This is a genomic window from Streptomyces sp. SS7, from assembly GCF_037993025.1.
In the GTDB taxonomy this organism is placed as follows: Bacteria; Actinomycetota; Actinomycetes; order Streptomycetales; family Streptomycetaceae; genus Streptomyces.
This window is the reverse complement of record NZ_CP141223.1, coordinates 1,589,933-1,612,642: the sequence shown is the minus strand read 5'-3', so window position 1 is coordinate 1,612,642 and position 22,710 is coordinate 1,589,933. Positions and strand designations below refer to the sequence as shown.

General features: G+C 73.2%; 20 protein-coding genes and 2 pseudogenes. 16 read left to right on the top strand and 6 right to left on the bottom strand.

The features are described 5' to 3' along the window. Nucleotides 1-3: 3 nt before the first annotated feature. Nucleotides 4-918, top strand: a complete 915-nt coding sequence (locus tag U5640_RS07305; RefSeq protein ID WP_340374966.1) for a HipA family kinase — start codon at nucleotides 4-6, stop codon at nucleotides 916-918. Next, nucleotides 915-1,196, top strand: a complete 282-nt coding sequence (locus tag U5640_RS07300; protein WP_067246362.1) for a SelT/SelW/SelH family protein — start codon at nucleotides 915-917, stop codon at nucleotides 1,194-1,196. Before U5640_RS07305 ends, U5640_RS07300 begins: the two co-directional genes overlap by 4 nt. A 3-nt stretch (nucleotides 1,197-1,199) precedes the next feature. Here the strand turns inward: U5640_RS07300 and aceB are convergent, their stop codons facing one another. Further along, nucleotides 1,200-2,825 carry a malate synthase A gene (gene aceB, locus U5640_RS07295; protein WP_340374965.1) on the bottom strand — a complete coding sequence of 542 codons (1,626 nt, stop codon included), beginning with the start codon at nucleotides 2,823-2,825 and terminating at the stop codon, nucleotides 1,200-1,202. A 92-nt stretch (nucleotides 2,826-2,917) separates the two neighbouring features. Next, the gene (locus U5640_RS07290; RefSeq protein WP_340374964.1) at nucleotides 2,918-3,535 is read right to left on the bottom strand and encodes a nucleotidyltransferase family protein; all 618 of its coding nucleotides are present in this window, start codon (nucleotides 3,533-3,535) and stop codon (nucleotides 2,918-2,920) included. A 206-nt stretch (nucleotides 3,536-3,741) separates the two neighbouring features. Here U5640_RS07290 and U5640_RS07285 point away from each other — a divergent pair, with 206 nt between their 5' ends. After that, nucleotides 3,742-4,029, top strand: a complete 288-nt coding sequence (locus tag U5640_RS07285) for a DUF5955 family protein (protein ID WP_340374963.1) — start codon at nucleotides 3,742-3,744, stop codon at nucleotides 4,027-4,029. A 42-nt stretch (nucleotides 4,030-4,071) separates the two neighbouring features. On the opposite strand, the gene U5640_RS07280 is transcribed toward U5640_RS07285, so the two are convergent. Next, on the bottom strand, nucleotides 4,072-4,869 hold the full coding sequence (locus U5640_RS07280; protein WP_340374962.1) for an IclR family transcriptional regulator: 798 nt from the start codon (nucleotides 4,867-4,869) through the stop codon (nucleotides 4,072-4,074). Nucleotides 4,870-5,120: 251 nt separating this feature from the next. Between U5640_RS07280 and allB the strand changes: the two genes are divergently transcribed. The 5 genes and pseudogenes from allB to U5640_RS07255 all read left to right on the top strand — a co-directional run bounded on the left by allB (nucleotide 5,121) and on the right by U5640_RS07255 (nucleotide 11,001). Beyond that, complete coding sequence (gene allB, locus U5640_RS07275) at nucleotides 5,121-6,461, top strand: allantoinase AllB (RefSeq protein ID WP_340374961.1); 1,341 nt, start codon at nucleotides 5,121-5,123, stop codon at nucleotides 6,459-6,461. Nucleotides 6,462-6,498: 37 nt separating this feature from the next. Continuing rightward, the gene (alc, locus tag U5640_RS07270) at nucleotides 6,499-7,614 is read left to right on the top strand and encodes an allantoicase (protein WP_340374960.1); all 1,116 of its coding nucleotides are present in this window, start codon (nucleotides 6,499-6,501) and stop codon (nucleotides 7,612-7,614) included. Between the two features lie 58 nt (nucleotides 7,615-7,672). Next, a complete protein-coding gene (locus U5640_RS07265; RefSeq protein ID WP_340374959.1) occupies nucleotides 7,673-8,494 on the top strand; it encodes an AIM24 family protein in 822 nt (273 codons plus the stop codon). Between the two features lie 431 nt (nucleotides 8,495-8,925). Continuing rightward, nucleotides 8,926-9,120: pseudogene (locus tag U5640_RS07260) on the top strand (SDR family NAD(P)-dependent oxidoreductase); the annotation flags it as partial. A 321-nt stretch (nucleotides 9,121-9,441) separates the two neighbouring features. Then, nucleotides 9,442-11,001 (top strand): RICIN domain-containing protein, encoded by a 1,560-nt coding sequence (locus U5640_RS07255; RefSeq protein ID WP_340374958.1) that lies wholly within the window; start codon nucleotides 9,442-9,444, stop codon nucleotides 10,999-11,001. Nucleotides 11,002-11,276: 275 nt separating this feature from the next. Here the strand turns inward: U5640_RS07255 and U5640_RS07250 are convergent. Beyond that, nucleotides 11,277-11,485, bottom strand: a pseudogene (locus tag U5640_RS07250) (ABC transporter ATP-binding protein); the annotation flags it as partial. A 380-nt stretch (nucleotides 11,486-11,865) separates the two neighbouring features. Between U5640_RS07250 and U5640_RS07245 the strand changes: the two are divergent. After that, complete coding sequence (locus tag U5640_RS07245) at nucleotides 11,866-12,687, top strand: MHYT domain-containing protein (RefSeq protein ID WP_340374957.1); 822 nt, start codon at nucleotides 11,866-11,868, stop codon at nucleotides 12,685-12,687. A 24-nt stretch (nucleotides 12,688-12,711) separates the two neighbouring features. Here U5640_RS07245 and U5640_RS07240 read toward each other — a convergent pair whose 3' ends face one another. Beyond that, nucleotides 12,712-12,912, bottom strand: coding sequence for a hypothetical protein (locus tag U5640_RS07240; RefSeq protein ID WP_340374956.1), 201 nt, complete (start codon nucleotides 12,910-12,912; stop codon nucleotides 12,712-12,714). Between the two features lie 179 nt (nucleotides 12,913-13,091). Between U5640_RS07240 and U5640_RS07235 the strand changes: the two genes are divergently transcribed. Both U5640_RS07235 and U5640_RS07230 read left to right on the top strand, forming a co-directional pair. Beyond that, nucleotides 13,092-14,375 carry a histidine kinase gene (locus U5640_RS07235; protein ID WP_340374955.1) on the top strand — a complete coding sequence of 428 codons (1,284 nt, stop codon included), beginning with the start codon at nucleotides 13,092-13,094 and terminating at the stop codon, nucleotides 14,373-14,375. Nucleotides 14,376-14,463: 88 nt separating this feature from the next. Then, nucleotides 14,464-15,138 (top strand): response regulator transcription factor, encoded by a 675-nt coding sequence (locus tag U5640_RS07230; RefSeq protein WP_340374954.1) that lies wholly within the window; start codon nucleotides 14,464-14,466, stop codon nucleotides 15,136-15,138. A 106-nt stretch (nucleotides 15,139-15,244) separates the two neighbouring features. Here U5640_RS07230 and U5640_RS07225 read toward each other — a convergent pair whose 3' ends face one another. After that, the gene (locus tag U5640_RS07225; RefSeq protein ID WP_340374953.1) at nucleotides 15,245-16,249 is read right to left on the bottom strand and encodes a Gfo/Idh/MocA family oxidoreductase; all 1,005 of its coding nucleotides are present in this window, start codon (nucleotides 16,247-16,249) and stop codon (nucleotides 15,245-15,247) included. Nucleotides 16,250-16,378: 129 nt separating this feature from the next. Here U5640_RS07225 and U5640_RS07220 point away from each other — a divergent pair, with 129 nt between their 5' ends. The 5 genes from U5640_RS07220 to U5640_RS07200 all read left to right on the top strand — a co-directional run bounded on the left by U5640_RS07220 (nucleotide 16,379) and on the right by U5640_RS07200 (nucleotide 22,290). Beyond that, on the top strand, nucleotides 16,379-17,116 hold the full coding sequence (locus tag U5640_RS07220) for a GntR family transcriptional regulator (protein ID WP_340384984.1): 738 nt from the start codon (nucleotides 16,379-16,381) through the stop codon (nucleotides 17,114-17,116). A 158-nt stretch (nucleotides 17,117-17,274) separates the two neighbouring features. Continuing rightward, the gene (locus U5640_RS07215) at nucleotides 17,275-18,423 is read left to right on the top strand and encodes an ROK family glucokinase (RefSeq protein WP_340374952.1); all 1,149 of its coding nucleotides are present in this window, start codon (nucleotides 17,275-17,277) and stop codon (nucleotides 18,421-18,423) included. Further along, the gene (locus tag U5640_RS07210) at nucleotides 18,420-18,560 is read left to right on the top strand and encodes a hypothetical protein (RefSeq protein WP_340374951.1); all 141 of its coding nucleotides are present in this window, start codon (nucleotides 18,420-18,422) and stop codon (nucleotides 18,558-18,560) included. Before U5640_RS07215 ends, U5640_RS07210 begins: the two co-directional genes overlap by 4 nt. Next, nucleotides 18,557-19,150 carry a sugar kinase gene (locus U5640_RS07205; RefSeq protein ID WP_340374950.1) on the top strand — a complete coding sequence of 198 codons (594 nt, stop codon included), beginning with the start codon at nucleotides 18,557-18,559 and terminating at the stop codon, nucleotides 19,148-19,150. Before U5640_RS07210 ends, U5640_RS07205 begins: the two co-directional genes overlap by 4 nt. Before the next feature lie 233 nt (nucleotides 19,151-19,383). Continuing rightward, nucleotides 19,384-22,290: a DEAD/DEAH box helicase gene (locus U5640_RS07200; protein ID WP_340374949.1), complete on the top strand. Its 2,907-nt coding sequence runs from the start codon at nucleotides 19,384-19,386 to the stop codon at nucleotides 22,288-22,290. Nucleotides 22,291-22,710 lie beyond the last annotated feature (420 nt).

The window sequence follows — 22,710 nt, the reverse complement described above, 5'->3', positions numbered from 1 at the left end:
CGTGTGCTGCGCGAAGTGACTGCCGTCCGATACGTGACCCCGCTGCGGTCCGGAGGCTCCGTGCCCGGAGTCGTCGAGGCCGACGACCTGGGCACCTACGTCGTGAAGTTCACCGGCTCCGCGCAGGGCCGCAAGGCGCTGGTCGCCGAGGTGATCGTGGGCGAGCTGGCCCGGGCCCTGGGGCTGCGCTTCCCCGAGCTGGTCCTGGTGCACTTCGACCCCGCGATCGCCGACGACGAGCCCCACCAGGAGGTCCGCGACCTGCACGGCGCGAGCGCGGGCCGCAATCTCGGCATGGACTTCCTGCCGGGCGCGAAGGACTTCACCCCCGAGGTGGCGAAAGCCTTCCCGGTCGATCCGCTGGAGGCCGGGAGGGTCGTCTGGCTGGACGCCCTGACGGTCAACGTCGACCGCACGGTCCACAGCTCCAACCTGATGGTCTGGCCCACCCTCGGCACCGTGCCGCCGCGCCTGTGGCTGATCGACCACGGCGCCGCGCTCGTCTTCCACCACCGCTGGGACGCCTCCGACCCGGCCAAGGCCTACGACTTCCGCCACCACGCCCTCGGCCACTACGGCCCCGACGTGCGCGCCGCCGACGCGGAACTCGCGCCGCGGGTGACCCGGGAGCTGCTGCGGGACATCGTCACCGAGGTCCCGGACGCCTGGCTGCTCGGCGAGGAGGGCTTCGCGACGCCGGACGACATCAGGACGGCGTACGTGGACTACCTCCACGCGCGCGTGGCGGCCTCCGCGGCCTGGCTCCCCACCGACTTCCCCTCGCGGGAGGAACTCGCCGCCGAGGAGGCCCTCAGGGCGGCACGTACCCAGCAGGGCCGTCCGGGCTGGCTCAAGCGGGTCCCCGACCTGCACGGCAAGCCGGCGGCCGAACAGGATTGGTCGGTGCACCTGGGATGAGCGACGTCCGCCGCGTGGAGATCGAGTACTGCACCCGGTGCCGCTGGCTGCCGCGCGCGGCCTGGCTGGCGCAGGAGCTGCTGACGACGTTCGAGGCCGAGCTCACCGAGCTGGCACTGAAGCCCGGCACGGGCGGGGTGTTCGTGGTCCGGGTGAACGACGAGGTCGTCTGGGACCGCCGTGAGCAGGGCTTCCCGGAGCCGACGGCGGTCAAGCGTCTCGTGCGCGACCGAGTGGCCCCGGGGAGGTCCCTGGGCCACTCGGACGGGCCGGAGTGAGCGTCAGCCCCTGAGCTGCCGGTACGCGGGCAGGGTGAGGAAGTCGACGTAGTCCTGGTCGAGGGCGACCTCCAGGAACAGGTCGTGCGCCTGCTGCCAGTGACCGGCGGCGAAGGCCTCCTCGCCCAGCTCGGCACGGAGGCCGGCGAGCTCCTCGGCCGCGATCTTCCGGGCCAGTTCCGGGGTCGCCTTCTCGCCGTTCTCGAACTCCACGCCCGCGTTGATCCACTGCCAGACCTGCGAGCGGGAGATCTCGGCGGTGGCCGCGTCCTCCATGAGGTTGAAGATGGCGACGGCGCCCAGGCCGCGCAGCCAGGCCTCGATGTACCGGATGCCCACCTGCACGGCGTTGACCAGACCCGGGTAGCTCGGCCGGGCGTCCAGCGAGTCGACCGCGATCAGTTCGGCGGCCTCGACCCGGACGTCCTCACGGAGGCGGTCCTTCTGGTTCGGCCGGTCGCCGAGGACCTTGTCGAAGGACTCCATCGCGATCGGCACCAGGTCGGGGTGGGCGACCCAGGAGCCGTCGAAGCCGTCACCGGCCTCCCGGTCCTTGTCGGCGCGGACCTTCTCGAAGGCCACCTTGTTGACCTCGGGGTCCCGGCGGGAGGGGATGAAGGCCGCCATGCCGCCGATGGCGTGCGCGCCGCGCTTGTGACAGGTGCGCACGAGGAGTTCGGTGTACGCGCGCATGAACGGGGCGGTCATCGTGACCTGGTTGCGGTCCGGGAGGACGAACTTCGGCCCGCCGTCCCGGAAGTTCTTCACGATGGAGAACAGGTAGTCCCAGCGGCCCGCGTTCAACCCCGAGGCGTGATCGCGGAGTTCGTAGAGAATCTCCTCCATCTCGTAGGCGGCGGTGATCGTCTCGATCAGGACGGTGGCGCGGACGGTGCCCTGCGGGATGCCGACGTACTCCTGCGCGAAGACGAACACCTCGTTCCACAGGCGGGCTTCCAGGTGCGATTCCGTCTTCGGGAGGTAGAAGTACGGGCCCTTGCCCAGGTCGAGCAGCCGCTGCGCGTTGTGGAAGAAGTACAGCCCGAAGTCGACGAGGGCGCCGGGGACCGGTGTGCCGTCCGCGTCGACCAGATGGCGCTCGTCGAGGTGCCAGCCGCGCGGGCGCATGACGACCGTCGCCAGCTCCTCGGCCGGCCGCAGGGCGTACGACTTGCCGCTCGCGGGGTCGGTGAAGTCGATGGCGCGGGTGTAGGCGTCCGCCATGTTGATCTGGCCGAGGATCACGTTCTCCCAGGTGGGCGCCGAGGCGTCCTCGAAGTCCGCGAGCCAGATCCGGGCCCCCGAGTTCAGGGCGTTGACGGTCATCCTGCGGTCGGTGGGGCCGGTGATCTCGACCCGGCGGTCCTCCAGGGCCGGCGGGCAGGGCGCCACGCGCCAGGAGTCGTCGGCGCGGATCGCGGCGGTCTCCGGCAGGAAGTCGAGCGCGGAGGTACGGGCGATCTCGGCGCGGCGCTCCGCGCGGCGGGCGAGGAGTTCGTCGCGGCGCGGGGTGAACCGCCGGTGCAGCTCGGCCACGAAGGCGAGGGCGGCCTCGGTGAGGACCTCCTCCTGCCGCGGCAGGGGCTCGGCGTCGACGATGGCCAGCGGGGACGGCGCTGGTGCGGACATGGAGTCACTTCCTTCAGCGAGCGTGGCACCAGGTGCCCTGGTAAAAGTGGATACTAGTTTCCTCATCGTGGAAGTTCAATGGTTTGTTGATCTCAGGGCGCCTCCGGATCGGGGCCCAGCCGGGCCAGGTCCCCGGGGGTGTCGATGTCGTACGGCAGGCCCGCGTCACCGCACTCGACGAGGACCACCTCGGCCGCGTGCGCCGTCAGATACGCGCGCGCTCCCTGGTCGCCCCGCGCGCCCCGTGTCACGCCCGCCCAGTGCGCCGCCCCGAAGAGCACGGGGTGACCGCGCACGCCGTCGTAGGCCGCCGCCGCCAGCGACCCCTCCCCCTCGTACGCGGCGAGCACCCGGGCCGTGGCCTCCACCCCGATGCCGGGCTGGTCGACGAGGGACACCAGCGCCGCCCGTGCGCCCGTCCCCGCGAGCGAGTCCAGCCCGGCCCGCAGCGACGTGCCCATGCCCTCCTCCCACCGCGGGTTCTCCACCAGCACGCACCCCGCCAGCCGCGCCCGCTGCCGTACGTCCGCTGCGGCGGCCCCCAGGACCACGTGCACGCGCGTGCAGCCGGCCGCCCGCAGCACCTCCGCCGCATGCTCCACCAGCGGCCGCCCCCGGTGCGACAGCAGTGCCTTCGGGCGCCCGCCGAGCCGCCGCCCGCCCCCCGCCGCCAGTACCAGCCCGGCGACCTCTTCCACGTCGTACGTCATGGCTCCTGCATACCGCACGCGGCCGGGGCGCGCGGATCACGCTGTGCAGCAAGTCGGTGACGCAGCGGACTGGCGCCCAGGGCCCGAGGTGGCGTTTACTGGGCGCCCGCGGCGTCCGGGGCCCGATCGGCACCCGGCGCGGAACGTGCACGCGTACAACGGGGTGCGAGGGGGAGGCTGCGTTGCGGAGCGTGGAGCAGAGGCCTGTGACCGGCAGCGACAAGGATCCTCGGGTGGTGGAGCTGCGCTCCGCCGTGTCCCGGCTGCGCCGGGAGCTCGCCGCGCACCCGCCGGAGTTCCGGGACCGGGACATCGCGGAGGAGGAACTCGCCGCCCTGGACGCCATGGCCGCCGGCGGCAGCCCCGAGATACCGCGCCTGCGGCGCTCCCTGCTGCTGATCGCCGGTGCCATCGGCTCGGTCAGCGCCCTCCATCAGGGCCTCACCCAGGTCCGCAGGGCGGTCGACCTGTTCGCCGAGCCGCCGCGCGGCTGAGCGCCCCCCCGGCGGGACGGCCTCCCGGGCGGGCCGCGGCCCTCAGACCGCCGGGCCCGGGGTGGTCAGGGCCCGGGAGAGGTCCGCGGCCACCTGCTGGAGCACCGGGACGATGTGCTGCGTCGCCGCGTCCGTGACGCGGCCCGCCGGGCCGGAGATGGAGACGGCCGCCGCGGTGGGGGAGCCGGGGACGGACACCGCGAGACAGCGGACGCCGATCTCCTGCTCGTTGTCGTCGACCGCGTAGCCCGCCCGTCGCACGTCCGCCAGGGCCGCGAGGAAGGCCTCCGGCGTGGTGATCGTCTTCTCGGTCGCGGCCGGCATGCCCGTCCGGGCGAGCAGCGCGCGCACCTCGGCGTCCGGGAACCCCGCGAGCAGGGCCTTGCCCACCCCCGTGGAGTGCGGCAGCACCCGCCGCCCCACCTCGGTGAACATCCGCATCGAGTGCTTCGACGGCACCTGGGCCACGTACACGATCTCGTCCCCGTCGAGCAGCGCCATGTTCGCCGTCTCCCCGGTCTCCTCGACCAGGCGGGCCAGATAGGGGCGGGCCCACGTGCCGAGCAGCCGCGACGCCGACTCGCCGAGCCGGATCAGCCGCGGGCCGAGCGCGTACCGGCGGTTGGGCTGCTGACGGACGTACCCGCAGACGACGAGCGTGCGCATCAGCCGGTGGATGGTGGGCAGCGGCAGCCCGCTGCTCACCGACAGCTCGCTCAGCCCGACCTCGCCGCCCGCGTCCGCCATCCGCTCCAGCAGGTCGAAGGCGCGCTCGAGGGACTGGACCCCGCCGCCGGCGGACCGGGCGGAATCGGAGGTGCTGGCGCTCGACGTCGGCACGGCGCGTTCCTTTCGACACGGGCGGGAGGAGCTGAAGCCTACCCGGCGGTCGGTTGACTCCCCGGTCGTGCGTAGCTACGTTCTGACGGTTGGAATTATCTTTCCACTTCATGGAAACGTCCAGAGTGGCGGCGGTGGGGGCACCCTGGAGACGGGGCACCCTTGACGCTCGGGAGGCGGCGGGGAAGACTCCTTCAACAGAACGTTGAATTCCGTTACGCGGAAGTAAACGGCGGCAGAGAGGGGTCCGGGTGTCCGACGCTGAACTGGTGCTGCGCTCGACGCGCGTCATCACCCCCGAAGGGACGCGCGCCGCCTCGGTCGCCGTCTCCGGCGGGACGATCACGGCCGTGCTGCCGTACGACGCCCCTCTCCCCGCGGGGGCCCGCCTGGAGGACCTCGGCGACGACGTCCTGCTGCCCGGCCTGGTCGACACCCATGTGCACGTCAACGACCCCGGCCGCACGCACTGGGAGGGCTTCTGGACCGCCACCCGCGCGGCGGCGGCCGGCGGCATCACCACCCTCGTCGACATGCCCCTCAACTCGCTGCCGCCCACCACGACCGTCGACCACCTGCGCGTCAAGCGGGAGGTCGCCGCCGACAAGGCGCACATCGACATCGGCTTCTGGGGCGGCGCCCTGCCCGACAACGTCAAGGACCTGCGTCCCCTGCACGACGCCGGTGTCTTCGGCTTCAAGGCGTTCCTGTCCCCGTCCGGCGTCGACGAGTTCCCCCACCTCGACCAGGACGGACTGACCCGCTCCCTGACCGAGATCGCCGGCTTCGGCGGCCTCCTCGTCGTCCACGCCGAGGACCCGCACCACCTCGACGCCGCACCGCAACAGGGCGGCCCGCGCTACGCCGACTTCCTGGCCAGCCGCCCCCGCGCCGCCGAGGACACCGCCGTCGCCGCGCTGATCGACCGGGCGAGACGCCTCCACGCGCGCGTGCACGTGCTGCACCTGTCCTCCAGCGACGCGCTGCCGCTGATCGCGGCCGCCAAGGCGGAGGGCGTCCGCATCACGGCCGAGACCTGCCCCCACTACCTCACCCTCACCGCCGAGGAGGTCCCGGACGGCGCCAGCGAGTTCAAGTGCTGCCCGCCCATCCGCGAGGCCGCCAACCAGGACCTGCTCTGGCAGGCCCTCGCCGACGGGACCGTCGACTGCGTGGTCACGGACCACTCCCCGTCGACGGCCGACCTGAAGACCGGCGACTTCGCGACGGCCTGGGGCGGCATCTCCGGCCTCCAGCTCAGCCTCGCGGCGGTCTGGACCGAGGCCCGCCGACGCGGGCACGGCCTGGAGGACGTCGTCCGCTGGATGTCGGCGAACACCGCGCGGCTCGTCGGCCTGGACGCCCGCAAGGGGGCCATCGAGGCGGGCCGTGACGCCGACTTCGCCGTCCTCGCCCCCGACGCGCGCTTCACCGTCGACCCGGCCGCCCTCCAGCACCGCAACCGTGTCACCGCGTACGCCGGCCGGACCCTGTACGGCGTCGTGCGCTCGACCTGGCTGCGCGGTGAACGCATCGTCGCGGACGGCGAGTTCACCGCACCTAAGGGCACCCTGCTCACCCGCACCCCCTGAGCGCATCCGCACCGGCCGATCCCGAAAGGCACACCCCGTGGCAGCGATACCGACGTTCACCGGCGACGCGCACCCCTACGGCGGCGGCGACCCGTACGCGGACTACCGCACCGGAGACTTCCCCTTCACCCACCTCGCCGACCTCGCCGACCGGCAGCTCGGCGCCGCCGTCGTCGCCGCGAACGACGAGTTCTTCGCGGAGCGCGAGAACCTGCTGCTGCCCCACCGCGCCGAGTTCGACCCCGAGCGCTTCGGCCACAAGGGTAAGATCATGGACGGCTGGGAGACCCGGCGCCGGCGCGGGGTGTCCGCCGACCACCCCTGGCCCGCCGCCGACGACCACGACTGGGCGCTGGTCCGCCTCGGCGCGCCCGGGGTGATCCGCGGGATCGTCGTCGACACCGCGCACTTCCGCGGCAACTACCCGCAGGCCGTCTCGGTCGAGGGCACGTCCGTCCCCGGCACCCCGTCCCAGCGGGACCTCCTCGGCGACGACGTGAAGTGGACGACCCTGGTCCCGCGCACCCCCGTCGGCGGCCACGCGGCGAACGGCTTCGCCGTCTCCGTCGAACAGCGCTTCACCCACCTGCGCGTCAACCAGCACCCCGACGGCGGCATCGCGCGCCTGCGGGTGTACGGCGAGGTCGTCCCGGACCCCGCGTGGCTCGCGCTGCTCGGCACCTTCGACGTCGTCGCCCTGGAGAACGGCGGCCGGGCCGAGGACGCCTCGAACCGCTTCTACTCACCCCCGTCGAACACCGTCCGCCCCGGCCGCTCGCGCCAGATGGACGACGGCTGGGAGACCCGCCGACGGCGCGACCGGGGCAACGACTGGATCCGCTACCGGCTGGTCGCCCAGTCCGTGATCCGCGCCGTGGAGATCGACACGGCGTATCTGAAGGGCAACAGCGCCGGCTGGGCATCGGTCTCCGTCCGCGACGGCGACGACGGCGACTGGACCGAGATCCTGCCCCGCACCCGCCTCCAGCCCGACACGAACCACCGCTTCCCCCTCCCCGCCCCCGCCGTCGCCACCCACGCGCGCGTGGACATCTACCCCGACGGGGGCATCTCCCGCCTCCGCCTCCACGGCACCCTCACACAGCGGGGCGCCGGCCACCTGGAGGCCCGCCACCGCGAGCTGAACGGCTGACCTCCACCTCGCACCCGCGGAGCGGAACTCTTCCCTCCGCCTCCCGCGTTCTCTCTCCGTGACCCTTCAGCAAGACATTGTCGGCAACGCCATGCAGATGGCGGTCGTCAACCTCGCCCCCGGCCAGACCGTGTACTGCGAAGCCGGAAAGTTCCTGTTCAAGACCACGAACGTGACCATGGAGACCCGCCTGGGCGGCCCCTCCGGGAGTGGCGCGCCGCCGCAGAACGGCGCCGGTAGCGGCGGCGGCATGGGCGGCATGCTCCGCCAGGCCATGGGCACCGCCATGCAGGTCGGCCAGCGCGCCCTCGCGGGGGAGTCCCTGGCGTTCCAGTACTTCACCGCCCGGGGCGGCGAGGGCACGGTCGGTTTCGCGGGCGTCCTCCCGGGCGAGATGCGCGCCCTGGAGCTGAACGGCACGCGCGCGTGGTTCGCCGAGAAGGACGCCTTCGTCGCCGCCGAGTCCACCGTCGAGTTCGGCATCGCCTTCCAGGGCGGGCGCACCGGCATGAAGGGCGGCGAGGGCTTCGTCCTGGAGAAGTTCACCGGGCACGGCACGGTGATCATCGCCGGCGCGGGCAACTTCATCGACCTCAACCCGGCCGACTTCGGCGGCCGCATCGAGGTCGACACCGGCTGCGTGGTCGCCTTCGAGGAGGGCATCCAGTACGGCGTCCAGCGCGTCGGCGGCCTCAACCGCCAGGGCCTCATGAACGCGGTCTTCGGCGGCGAGGGCCTCTCCCTGGCCACCCTGGAGGGCAACGGCCGCGTCATCCTGCAGTCCCTCACCATCGAGAGCCTCGCCAACGCCCTGAAGAAGGCCCAGGGCGGCGACAAGCAGGGTCCGACGGGCGGGCTGTTCTCGACGAACGCGGGCTGAGAGCGGGACGGACGCGAGCCGAGTGCGGACGCCCCACCCCACCCCGGGACGGCGCCGCGCACGGCTGCGGCCGTTAATTCGCGGAAAACTCATGGGACGGGACGGGAGATTCCGGTGGCGTTGTCATTGACATGTCAGCGTCTACGCGCGTCATCATGAAGCCATGAGATTCCCCCCACGCGCGTGCGCCACGCTCGACCCGATCGGCCACGACTGCTGAGTCCCCCCACGGACCGGCCCGAGGAACGGCGCGAGCGGCCGGGCAGCCGGGTCCCGACCCGCCGCTGATCCCGTCCCCCCTTCGCCCCGCGGCCCCCCACGCACCACGGCCGCGGGGCGAGGCATGTCCGCCCGCACTCTGCTCGCACTCTCCCCGCCCTCGCCCTCCCCAGAGGGGAAAAGAAAGCCATCTCGGCATCCGGCTGGAGAAGCAGGCGCTGCCGCCCCGGCTGGACGGACTGCTGCACGTGGCCGGTGTTGCCGAGTCGGGGGCGGGTCGGTGAGGTCGGTGCCGGGAGCGCACGCTCGCCGTCAACCTCGCCGCTCCGGCGGAGCTCACCCGGCTGCTGCTGCCCGCGCTGCGGGCGGCCCGCGGGCAGGTCGTCTTCATGAGCTCGGGAGCGGGCGCGCACGCGCCTCGGCGCCTACGCGGCGCCCGACTGATCGTTTCAGGGTCGGCCGAGCTGGGCGGGGACACCGGGCACACGAGGGGCACACGGTCGGCGGCGCGTGCGCCGGGCGCACACGCGAATTCCAGAACGCCCGCTGTGACCCCATGCGCCCCTAGTGGGCGGCTAGTGGGCAGCGCGGCGCTGAACCGACGATGACTCTCGGTTCAGATGGCCCGTCACCCGACGGAGCGTCATCAGCCGGGCCGGGGGTGCCCCGGCCTCACCATGCCGGGTCAGCCGGTTCGGCGGACCCGGGCGTCTTCCGGAAGGACATCCATGTTACGTGGGTCCACCGCCCTGTTACGCCTGCTGGTGCCGACGGCGCTCGCCGCAGGCGTCATCGTGCCGCTCTCGGCAGGCGTCGCCTCGGCCGCGCAGCCGATATGCCTGAGCGGCACCCTTCAGTTCGACTACCAGTCGGCCGAGGCGGGCTCCACCAAGCCGACCCTGAGCCGGGCCGCTCGCAACGCCTCGGTCGAGCTCTGGGGCCGGGAGAGATCGACCGACACCGACCACAAGCTGAACACCGACACCCAGCTGACCGGTGCGGCCGACGGCTCGTTCAACCTTTGCTACACCCCGGTCAACACCACCGCGATGGACCATCTGTTCGTGCGCTTCGCCACCCGCAACAACCAGGTGTGGCGGGTCGCCGACTCCACCGGCACGGTCTACACCTACAACACTCCGACGCAAACGAACGTCTCGGCGAGCGTCAACCTCGGTACCGTCAAACCGACCAGTGCAGCCCGCGCCTGGCACGCCTTCGACACCGTCAACCTGCTCTGGTCCCGCCGGGCGAACTCCACCACTCCCTGCTGGACGGCTGCCGAGACGAACGCCGCGAACTGCACCACGCTGACGCTGCGCTGGCAGGCCGGGTCCACGGACGGCCCGTGGTACGACCTGTCGAACACGGTCCACCTGGCCGATGCCGACCCGGACTCCGAGCACACCGTGCTGCACGAATCCGGACACTTCTTCCAGCATCGGTTGTACAACGGCACGTTCCCGAACGTCACCAACTGCACCCCGCACTACATCGAGAAGACGTCGTCCGCCACCTGCGCCTGGACCGAGGGCTTCGCCGACTCGGTGGCCGCCTACCTGTTGGGCGACCAGCGCTACGTGTGGCCGGACGGCTCTTCCTACCCGTTCACCGCCGCCGCGGGCTGGCAGACCGGCGACAACGTACAGGGCAACGTGGACGGCGCGCTGCTCCAGCTGTGGAACCAGGTGGACGGCAGTTGGGACCGCTCCATCACCACCCTGGCATCGCACACACCCGCGACCTTCGCCGACTGGTTCAAGAACGTCCGCCCGACGGCCGTGCCGCCGCTGTCCACCACCGGCGCCGCGCTGACAGCACTGGACACGCACGCCATCAACTACGGTCCCACGGTGGTGGGTGACAACGCCTACCACGCGCTCAGCAACGGCGGCGGCGTCGCCCTGCAGCGTGGCGGGACCTGCAGCGGCAGCATCCCGTCAGTGGGCGAGTTCGCCGCCCTGGACACCTCACGGGCCTCGCAGCGCTGGAAGTTCACCGCCAACGGCGACGGCACCGTGCGGATCTACGACAGCTGCCTGGTCCCGCTCTACCTGACCGCACCGACCACCGCCGGCGGCCAGGTCTCCCTGCAGGCCGTCTACCTCGGCGGGGCCAACCAGCGCTGGCAGGTAACCCAGAACGCCGTCGGCACATACACCCTGACCAACCCGGCCACCGGCTTCGTCCTGGACGGCAACGCGACGGCGGGCCAGGCTGTCACCGCCAACACCGCTTCCGCCGGATCGGCCGGCCAGAACTGGGCATCGGTGTTCTCCATCTCCTGATGACGCGCCCTGCGGGTGGTGCGGCGACGATTCGGCACAGCCCCCTTGCATGCGACGGCCGTCGCGCACCTCTCCAAGCAGCGAGACGTGTTCAACGAGAGGACGCACGACGGCCTCGCCTCAGCACGACTTACTGATCGTTTCCGCAGGAACCGGGGTGTGGGCCTTGCGCTCGGCGATCTTGGTCGGCAGCGATCTGATGCTGCGTCCGGGCTGCTGAGCCGGTTCCCGCCCGTGCCGGGCCCGTCGTCGCCGGGTCCGGCCGTGCCGGTGTCCCAGATGCCGACCAGATCGTCGTAGAAGGGGACTTGGGCCAGCAACGCGTCATGCGTGCCGACCCGCGCGCGCCGCCCGTCCCGCAGGAGCACCCTGTCTGCGCGGCGGGCGAGAGATGGACCCGCGCCGGCGCGACGAGCTGCCGCTCGCCCGAGGACAGCCCGGCCGGGTCCACCGGGCCGTCGATCCCGCCCAGCCGCCGTACGACCTTCTGCGTCCGATACCGGGGTTTCCAGAAATGCGGTCGGCTGAGCGAAGGCGGTGCGCGACCGGACGGGTGCGCGCTCTGGTGGGTGCTCCCGTCGGCGCCTCACCGGCTCGCCCGCCCTCTGGCCGCCTGGCCGCCTGTCCGTCCCGAATGGGTGCTTTGGGCAGCGTTTCGGACGGCAGGCGCCGAAGTATCGATTCGGCGAACGGGTGCGCAATGTGGAGGGCGTGTGCGCTTTGTGTGATTGAATCATGCGCAACTCGGCCAGGTGGCTTGATCTGATCGACCGGATCCCCCGTGTCCTGCATCCCCTATCAGGACTGCCGGGCGCCCGGGTCAGGGCCACCGGCCGAGCCGAAACGCACGTGAAGGGACCCTCGATGACCGCGACCGTCTCCAACTTCTACTACGGCGCGGTGACCCCGGTTTCCGCGTACCTGATGGCCTGTCTGGGTGCCGCGCTCGGGCTGCGGTGCACCACGAGATCGCTGCGCCGCCCGGACCGCCGGGCCGCCTGGCTGGCGCTGGGCGCCGTCGCCATCGGCTGCGGCATCTGGACCATGCACTTCATCGCCATGATCGGCTTCAGCGTCCAGGGCGCCCTGGTCGGCTACGACACGACGAAGACGCTCCTCAGCCTCGTCGTCGCGATCGTCGTCGTCGCCCTCGGCGTGTTCCTCGTCGGCTACCGGGGCGGCTCCCCGCTGAACCTGGCGACGGCGGGCACGGTCACCGGCCTCGGCGTCGCGGCCATGCACTACCTCGGCATGGGCGCCATCCACACCAACGGCACCCTGCACTACGACGCCGTGACGGTGGGACTGTCCGTGGCGATCGCCATCGGCGCCGCCACCGCGGCCCTCTGGGCGGCGGTCTCCATCCACAAGCTCTGGGCCAGCCTGGGCGCGGCCCTGGTCATGGGCGTGGCCGTGACGGGCATGCACTACACCGGCATGGCCGCGGTCTCCGTCCACCTCACCGGCACGTCCGCCGTCGCCCAGTCCTCCACCAGCCTCCTGTCCTTCCTCCTCGTCATGCTCGCCGGCCCCCTCGCGGTCCTGCTGATCGCCGCGGTCATCGTCATGTTCGACCCCGACATGATGCTCGGCGACGACGACTTCAACCCCGCGGCGCCCGCGGCCCCGTACCAGGCCGCCGACGACCACTCCGCGCGGCCGTCGCAGCACTACGGCTCCTGGTAGGCGACGCCCGGGACGTGCTGCCGGTCAGTCCGGCCCCCGGCTCTCCGCGGCCGCGAACAGGGTGAACGCCAGCACCACCAGCGCCCCGCTCACGTACACCTCGTACCCCTCCAGGAAGCCGACCCGCTGCACGAGTCCCACCCGCCAGGGGGTGAACTCGTGCACCAGGCCCAGGACTCCCTGCACCAGGGCGAGAAAACCGAGCACCTCCAGGAACTCCTTCATGGCGACGAGCCTCACCGCGCGGGGCCGTCGTGCGCATCGGCCCTGGGGCGGGGCGGCCGGGGCGGAAGGCGCGCCGCGGCCGGGCGGGACGGGCCGAAAGTAGACGAGGGCGCGACCTTCGTCGAAGTCCGCGCCGACAGGCAGGTACCGGCGCTCCCCGCTGCGTAGATTGGTCGGTCATGAGGGGACAGGACGGCGCGGCAGGGACACCCGACGCGCTCCACACCGCGCCGCGGCTCGTACGCCGCCCCTGGCTGCTGCCCTCCGCGCTGGTCGCCGAGCTCGACCCGGACGCCGAGCGGTCCGGGCGGCCGCCCCGGCGCACCGCCCGCGACTGGGTCGTGGACTTCACCTGCTTCCTCCTGGCCGTCGTCGTCGGCCTGCTCGCCGCTCAGAGCCTCGGCAACGAGGGAGACACACCGCACGCCCTGCTCGTCACCGACCAGTTCCTCGGTGTGCTGTCCTGCGCCGCGCTCTGGATGCGGCGCCGCCGGCCGCTCGGCCTCGCCGTGGCGATGGTCCCCGTCGGCTTCCTCTCCAACACCGCGGGCGGCGCCTGCATGGTCGCCCTGTTCACCCTCGCCGTGCACCGCCCCTTCCGGTACGTGGCCTTCGTCGGCGGCGCCGACCTCGCGCTGGTCCCGCTGTTCTTCTGGCTGCGCCCCGACCCCGACCTGCCCTACCCGGGCGCCGTGGTGTTCACGGGCCTCCTCACCGGCGCGGTCATCGGCTGGGGCATGTTCGTCCGGTCCAAACGGCAGCTCATGCTGAGCCTGCGCGACCGGGCCCGGCGCGCCGAGACGGAGGCGCGGCTGCGGGCCGAGCAGGCGCAGCGGCTGGCGCGTGAGGCGATCGCGCGCGAGATGCACGACGTGCTCGCCCACCGGCTGACCCTGCTGAGCGTCCACGCCGGCGCGCTCGAGTTCCGCCCGGACGCGCCCCGCGAGGAGATCGCGCGGGCCGCGGGTGTCATCCGCGAGAGCGCCCACGAGGCACTCCAGGACCTGCGCGAGATCATCGGCGTCCTGCGGGCCGGGGAGTCCGACGACGGCGGGCGCCCCCAGCCCACGCTGGCCGCCCTGGACGCCCTCGTCGCCGAGTCCCGCGAGGCCGGTCTGAAGGTCACCCTCGACCAGCGCGTCACCGACCCCGCCGCCGTACCCGCCTCCGTCGGCCGCACCGCCTACCGCATCGCCCAGGAGTGCCTCACCAACGCCCGCAAGCACGCCCCCGGCGCGGAGACCGAGGTCACCGTCGAGGGCGGCCCGGGCGAAGGCCTCGCCGTCGTCGTGCGCAACGCCGCTCCCGACGGCGACGTCCCGCCCGTCCCCGGCTCCGGCCAGGGCCTGATCGGGCTGACCGAACGCGCGACCCTGGCCGGGGGACGGCTGGCGCACGGACCCCGCGACGACGGCGGCTTCGAGGTGCGCGGCTGGCTGCCGTGGCCGCAGGCGGCCCGGTGACAGCCCCCGGGACCGCCCGCGCCGGCCGGGCGAACCCCGCGACCGCACGCGTCGTCGCCCCCCTCGCGAACCGTGGTTGTGTAAGGCCATGACTGCGATCCGACTGCTCCTCGTCGACGACGATCCCCTGGTACGCGCCGGTCTGCGCCTCATGCTGGGCGGCGCCGGCGACATCGAGATCGTCGGCGAGGCCGCCGACGGCGGGCAGGCCGAGACGCTGGTCGACCGCGTCCGCCCCGACGTCGTCCTGATGGACATCCGCATGCCCGCCGTGGACGGCCTGACCGCCACGGAACGGCTGCGCCGCCGCCCGGACGCCCCGCAGGTCGTGGTCCTCACCACCTTCCACGCCGACGAGCAGGTGCTGCGCGCCCTGCGCGCGGGAGCCGCCGGTTTCGTCCTCAAGGACACCCCGCCCGCCGAGATCCTGGACGCCGTGCGCCGGGTCGCGGGCGGCGATCCGGTGCTGTCGCCCACCGTCACCCGCCAGCTCATGGATCACGCGGCCGGCTCCACCGCCGACACCCGGCGCACCCGGGCGCGCGAGCGGCTCACCGCCCTCGCCGATCGCGAGCGGGAGGTCGCCGTGGCGGTCGGCCGGGGCCTGTCCAACGCCGAGATCGCCGCCGCGCTGTTCATGAGCGTCGCCACCGTCAAGGCCCACGTCTCCCGCATCCTGGCCCGGCTCGGCCTCAACAACCGCGTGCAGATCGCCCTCCTGGCGTACGACGCGGGGCTCCTGGACGGCGAGGACGGACACTAGGCGCACGGATCATGAGCGCCCCTGTCGTCCGGTCCGGCTCCGTCGTCCGGATCAGTCGCCGTCGTCCGTATCGGGCTCCGTCGTGCGGTCAGGCTCCGTCGTCCGGTCAGGCTCCCGGGATCTCCGCCAGGGACACCGCTCGGCGCTCCCGGCGCGAGACGTCACAGGCCTCCGCGATCCGGAAGGCCTGCAACGCCTCCCGCCCGTCGCACGGGTTGGCCCGCCCGCCGCGCAGCACCTCCACGAAGGCGATGAGCTCCGCCTCGTACGCGGGCCCGAAGCGCTCCAGGAAACCGCCCCAGGGCTTGTCCGCGGCCGGGGGACCGGTGGGTTCGGTGGAGGCGATCGGCGTACGGTCGTCCAGACCGACCACGATCTGGTCGCGCTCCCCGGCGAGCTCCATTCGGACGTCGTAGCCGGCGCCGTTCAGCCGGGTCGCCGTGGCGGTGGCGAGGATGCCGTCGTCGAGGGTGAGGAGTGCCGCGGCGGTGTCGACGTCCCCCGCCGCCCGGAACATCGCGGGACCGGCGTCGGACCCGGTGGCGTACACCTCGCGCACCTCGCGCCCGGTCACCCAGCGCAGACAGTCGAAGTCGTGGATCAGGGCGTCCCGGTAGATCCCGCCGGACAGCGGCAGCCACTCCGCGGGCGGCGGCGACTGGTCGGAGGTCAGCGCCCGCACGGTGTGCAGCCGCCCGAGCCGGCCGGACCGCACCGCCTCCCGGGCCCCCGCGTAGCCCGTGTCGAAGCGGCGCTGGAACCCCATCTGGAGGACCGTTCCCGCGGCCTCGACCTCACCGATCGCCTGTAAGGTCCCGGCCAGGTCCAGCGCGATGGGCTTCTCGCAGAAGACCGGGAGCCCTGAGCGTGCCGCCCGGCCGATCAGTTCGGCGTGCGCCGAGGTGGCCGTGGTGATCACGACCGCGTCCACGCCCCAGCGGAAGATCTCGTCCACCCCGGGGGCGGCCGTCTCGCCCAGCCGCAGCGCGAGCTCCTGCGCCCGCGCGGGGTCCGCGTCCGTCAGGATCAGGGATCCGACCTCGCGGTGACGGCTGAGTGTGTTCGCATGAATCGTGCCGATGCGGCCCGTCCCGATGACCCCGATGCGCATGAAGACAAAGTGACCTCGCAGGCCACACGATGTCAATCCGTATGTCCGGACAACCGAACTGCACAACTTCCCGTCAACAGCGCCCGGGGCTACGCTCGGCGGGTGCCGAAACCAGAAGTGGACCCGACCGTGCAGCTCGAACTCCGAGTGGACCGAAGCTCTCCGGTGCCGTTGTACTTCCAGCTGTCCCAGCAGCTGGAGGCCGCGATCGAGCACGGATCGCTCACCCCCGGCAGTCTCCTGGGCAACGAGATCGAGCTCGCCGCGCGCCTCGGCCTCTCCCGCCCGACCGTGCGCCAGGCGATCCAGTCGCTCGTCGACAAGGGCCTGCTGGTGCGCCGCCGCGGCGTCGGCACCCAGGTCGTGCACAGCCAGGTCAAGCGCCCCCTGGAGCTCAGCAGCCTCTACGACGACCTGGAGGCGGCCGGCCAGCGCCCCGCCACGTCCGTCCTGGTCAACACCGTCGTGCCCGCCTCCGCCGAGGTGGCCGCCGCGCTCGCGGTCGCCGAGGGCAGCGAGGTGCACCGGGTGGAACGGCTGCGGCTCGCGCACGGCGAGCCGATGGCGTACCTCTGCAACCACATCCCGGGCGGACTGCTCGACCTGGACACCGGCCAGCTGGAGGCCACCGGCCTCTACCGCCTGATGCGGGCCGCCGGGATCACCCTGCACAGCGCCCGCCAGTCCATCGGCGCCCGCGCCGCCACCGCCGCCGAGGCCGAACGCCTCACCGAGGAGCCCGGCGCCCCCCTCCTCACCATGCAGCGCACCACGTTCGACGACACCGGCCGCGCGGTCGAGTTCGGCGACCACATCTACCGCCCGAGCCGCTACTCCTTCGAGTTCCAGCTGCTCGTAAGGTCCTGAGTCCGCTCGTCCCGACGACACCGCCGGGCCGCACGGTCGACCCAGGGGCGCGGGGAACCGCGCGACCGGCCGCGACGCACCCGCACCCCGCGACGCACAGCAGCCCCCTTTCCGCCCGGCTCGGCACTCTCCGGGAGGGTGAGGCAGAATCGGCGACGATGAGCACCTACGGCAACTTCAGCGCCCCCATCGGCTCCAGGCGTGCCCCCGCACTGCGGACAGTGGGCACCAGAGAGCGCCGCTCGCACCTGACGGCGCCCCGCGTGCCGACGGTGGGCATCGACATCGGCGGCACCAAGGTGATGGCGGGCGTCGTCGACGCCGACGGCAACATCCTGGAGAAGGTCCGCACCGAGACCCCGGACAAGTCGAAGAGCCCCAAGGTCGTCGAGGACACCATCGTCGAACTGGTCCTCGACCTCTCCGACCGGCACGACGTGCACGCCGTCGGCATCGGCGCGGCCGGCTGGGTCGACGCCGACCGCAACCGCGTCCTGTTCGCCCCCCACCTGTCCTGGCGCAACGAGCCGCTGCGCGACCGCCTCTCCGGGCGCCTCTCGGTCCCCGTCCTCGTCGACAACGACGCCAACACCGCTGCCTGGGCGGAGTGGCGCTTCGGCGCGGGCCGCGGCGAGGACCACCTGGTCATGATCACGCTGGGCACCGGCATCGGCGGCGCGATCCTGGAGGACGGCCAGGTCAAGCGGGGCAAGTACGGCGTCGCGGGGGAGTTCGGGCATATGCAGGTCGTGCCCGGCGGCCACCGTTGCCCGTGCGGCAACCGCGGCTGCTGGGAGCAGTACAGCTCCGGGAACGCTCTGGTCAGGGAGGCCAAGGAGCTGGCCGCCGCCGACTCTCCGGTGGCGTACGGGATCATCGAGCACGTCAAGGGGCAGATCGGTGACATCAGCGGCCCCATGATCACGGAGCTGGCCCGCGAGGGCGACGCGATGTGCGTCGAGCTGCTCCAGGACATCGGCCAGTGGCTCGGCGTCGGCATCGCCAACCTGGCCGCCGCGCTCGACCCCTCCTGCTTCGTGATCGGCGGCGGCGTGTCGGCCGCCGACGAGCTGCTCATCGGCCCCGCGCGCGACGCCTTCAAGCGCCAGCTCACCGGGCGCGGCTACCGCCCCGAGGCCCGGATCGTTCGCGCCCAGCTCGGCCCCGAGGCCGGCATGGTCGGCGCCGCGGACCTCGCGCGCCTGGTCGCCCGCCGTTTCCGGCGCGCCAAGCGGCGCCGCGTCGAGCGCTACGAGCGCTTCGAACGGTTCACGGACGCCGCCCGCCGCACCCGGGACACGGCATGACCCACGCACCACCCCGTACGACCCCCGCGGCCGGACCCGGCCGCGGGGCCCGCACCACCGGCACCGCCCGCACGGCCCGCACCACCGGCACTGCCCGCGCCACCGGCACCGCCCGCACCACCAGGGACACCGCATGACCGCCTCGCTGCCCCGCCAGGCGGCGCCCCCCGACGAGCCGCCCCGGCCGCCGGAGGACCGCCGCCATGTGATCCGGCGCAGGGCGCTCACCCTGCTGATCATCGTGCTGCTCATCGGCGTCCCGGCCGGGTACCTGGTGATCTCCGCCAACCAGAGCCGGGACAGCGGCAAGGACAAGGAGGCGAAGTACTCGGCGACCGGCCTGACCGCCGGCTGGCCCTCCAAGGTGCAGCGCCGCCTCTACCAGGTGCCGGTCCCGCACCCGTCCAACCAGGTCGCCTACTACGAGACGAACAACTGGAAGACCAGCCGGCTCTACGTGCAGTTCCAGACCACGCACGCCGGCCTCGACCAGTTCCTCCGCCAGATCGGCGCCGACCGGACCGACCTCGAGCGGGGCGCCGTCACCATCAGCGCCCGCGACCAGGGCATCACGGGCTGGCGGTTCAAGGGGCCGGGCGCCCGCACGGGCCAGTTCTACGGCATGGTCGTCGAGAAGAAGGACCCCACGCCCACCCTGGACGTCGTCGTGAACTACGGCAACCCGGTGTACCCCTTCGTGTACGTCGTCTCGCGCACGGTCCCCTAGAAGCGTCCTGAAGACTTTGAAATCGCGCCCGACTTGCACCGGTTCATGGTGATTGACATTTACTGGCAATCCGGGGCGAGTCAGGCGGCCGGAGCAAGATCTTCATCAGACTCCTAGGCCCCGTCGCAGGCTGGTCGTGGGCCGGTCCCGGGTCCGGTCGCCGGGACCGGTTGCCAGACCCCGCCCGTAGAGTCGAAGACGAGTGATCCGGGACGCGGGCGGGAGGTGGACACATGGGTACGGGCGACGGGTCTCCGGCGGGCGTCCCGGTGCGCCTCGCCGCGGTCTTCCTGCCCGCCCCGCTGCCGCGCGAGGGCCGCGTGGTCTTCTGGGACCCCACGCCGCCCCCGGACGGCCGGGAGGGCTCGGGCGGCCGGCATCGCCCGGACAGCCCGCACGGCCCGGGCGACGGGGCAGGGGGCGCGACGGCCGGGGCGGCCGAGGGGGCCGAGAGGACCGAGCTCACGGTCGTCCGCCCGCACGGCTCCACCGTCCGCCGCAAACAGGTCCCCGCCCTGACCCTGCCCCTGGACCGGGCGCTCCCGCTGCTGGTGCGCGCCCGCCGCGACCCCGCCGCCCACCCCGCCACCGCCTGCTGGGGCGCGGCTGCGCTGCACGCGCTGCGGCTCACCGCGCGGGGCCGGCTGCTCCCCGGTCTGACCCCCTCCGGCCATGACGCCTGGCGGGCCGGCCCGCTCGATCCGGAGGACATCGCGCATCTGCGCGCGATCGCCGCCGCCCTGCCCCACGAGGGGCACGCCGTCCCCCTGCCCGGCCCCGGACCGCTCAGGCTTCCGCAGCCCGAGGCACTGCTGCGCGCCTTCCTGGACGCCGTCGCCGACACCCTGCCCCGTACCCCGGCCGCGCCGGCCGCCGCCGGGCGACTCTTCGCCGACCGCCGCCCCCAGCGGCTGCCCGGAGCGCACGACTGGGCGGCCGAGGTCGCCGCCGGCATGGACGCGGGCGTACGCGTCTCGCTCCGCCTCGACCTGTCCGCGTACGACATGTTCGACACGGCGGAGGACGGCCGGCGGGGGCGCGCCGCCGGTGCCGCGATCGTCCAGGTGCACAGCCTCGCCGATCCCACCCTGGTGACCGACGCGGCGGCCCTGTGGGCGGGCGAGGCGGACGCGTCCTTCGGACCCCGCGCGCGCGTGGACGCGGCCCTCGCCGTGCGGCGTGCGGCGCGGGTGTGGCCGCCGCTGGCCCGGCTCGCCGAACAGGACACGCCCGACGTACTGGCCCTGTCCGAGGACGAGTTGAGCGATCTGCTCGGCGTGGCGGCGACCCGGCTCGCGGCGGCCGGGGTGGCCGTGCACTGGCCGCGGGACCTGGCGCAGGACCTCAGCGCCACCGCGGTGGTCCGGCCCGCGCCGGGCTCGGCGACCGACGGCACCGGCTTCTTCGACAGCGAGGAGCTGCTCCAGTTCCGCTGGCAGCTCGCGCTGGGCGGCGACCCGCTCAGCGAGGCCGAGATGGACGCGCTGGCCGAGGCGCACCGCCCGGTGGTGCGGCTGCGCGACCAGTGGGTGCTGGTCGACCCGGCGCTGGTCCGCAAGGCCCGTCGGCGCGAACTGGGCCTGCTGGACCCGGTGGACGCCCTGTCCGCCGCCCTCACCGGCACCGCCGAGGTCGACGGCGAGAGCGTCGAGGCGGTCCCGGTGGGCGCCCTCGCGGCCCTGCGCGACCGCCTGACGGCCGGGGTGCACCCGGCGGACCCGCCCCCGGGACTGCACGCCACCCTCCGCGACTACCAGCTCCGCGGCCTGGCCTGGCTGGACCTCATGACCTCCCTCGGCCTCGGCGGCTGCCTCGCCGACGACATGGGCCTCGGCAAGACGATCACCCTGATCGCGCTGCACCTCAAGCGGGACCGCGCCGAGCCCACCCTCGTGGTCTGTCCCGCCTCCCTCCTGGGCAACTGGCAGCGCGAGATCACCCGCTTCGCCCCGGGCGTTCCCGTCCGCCGCTTCCACGGCCAGGGCCGCTCCCTCGCGGGCCTGACGGGCGGTTTCGTCCTCACCACGTACGGCACCATGCGCTCCACCGCCGCCACCCTGGCCGCCCAGCCGTGGGGCATGGTCGTCGCGGACGAGGCGCAGCACGTGAAGAACCCCTACTCGGCGACGGCGAAGGCCCTGCGCACGATCCCGTCCCCCGCGCGCGTCGCCCTCACCGGCACCCCCGTCGAGAACAACCTCTCCGAGCTGTGGGCCCTGCTGGACTGGACGACGCCCGGTCTGCTCGGCCCCCTGAAGTCCTTCCGGGCCCGGCACGCGCGCGCCGTGGAGAACGGCGAGGACGCGGAGGCGGTGGAGCGCCTGGCCCGCCTGGTCCGCCCGTTCCTCCTGCGCCGCAAGAAGTCCGACCCGGGAATCGTGCCCGAGCTGCCGCCCAAGACCGAGACCGACCGCCCGGTGCCGCTCACCCGTGAACAGGCCTCCCTGTACGAGGCGGTGGTGCGCGAGTCGTTGCTCGCCATCGAGACCGCGGAGGGGATCGCGCGCCGGGGCCTGGTGCTGAAGCTGCTGGGCGCGCTCAAGCAGATCTGCGACCACCCCGCGCTGTACCTGAAGGAGGAGACCGCCTCCGTCGGTGAACGGCTCGCCGCCCGCTCCGGCAAGCTCGCCCTCCTCGACGAACTGCTGGACACGGTCCTCGCCGAGGACGGCTCGGTGCTGGTCTTCACGCAGTACGTCGGCATGGCCCGGCTGATCACCGCCCACCTCGCCGACCGGGCGATCCCGGTGGAGCTGCTGCACGGTGGCACACCGGTCCCGGAGCGCGAGCACATGGTGGACCGCTTCCAGGCCGGCGCCACCCCCGTCCTCGTCCTCTCCCTCAAGGCCGCCGGCACCGGCCTGAACCTCACGCGGGCGGGCCATGTCGTGCACTTCGACCGCTGGTGGAACCCCGCGGTGGAGGAACAGGCCACCGACCGCGCGTACCGCATCGGCCAGACCCAGCCCGTCCAGGTCCACCGCCTCATCACCGAGGGCACGGTCGAGGACCGCATCGCCGAGATGCTCGCCTCCAAGCGAGCATTGGCCGACGCCGTCCTGGGCTCCGGCGAGGCCGCCCTCACCGAACTGACCCACAGCGAACTGACCGACCTGGTGCGACTGCGGAGGGAGGCGTGATGAGCGAGCGCGAGGAGCGCGGGGAGCCGGCGGCGGCGTCCGGAGCGGGCGGCACGGCGGCCGAGCGCCCGGCCGACGCCGCACGGCGTGCCCTGCGGGCGGCCCGGGAACGCCTCCGGGGCGAGGCCCCGACCGCGCATCGGCCGTCGCCGCACCCAGCCGTCCCCGGCCCGGACACCATCTCCCCCGGAGGCGACGACCTGCTCCTGTCGGTCCGGGGGAGAAGGGCACAGAAAACCACCGACACGGAAGCGGGGCCTGCTACGGCGGCCCCTACCTCGGGCGACGGCTCTGTCGTGGGCGGTTCCGCCCCGGCCGCTGACTCTGTCGTGTGCGGCCCTGCTCTCGACGGCGGTCGTGCCTCGGGCGCAGGCCCGGCCGCGGGAGGTCTTGCCGCAGGCGGTGGACGTGCCTCGGGCG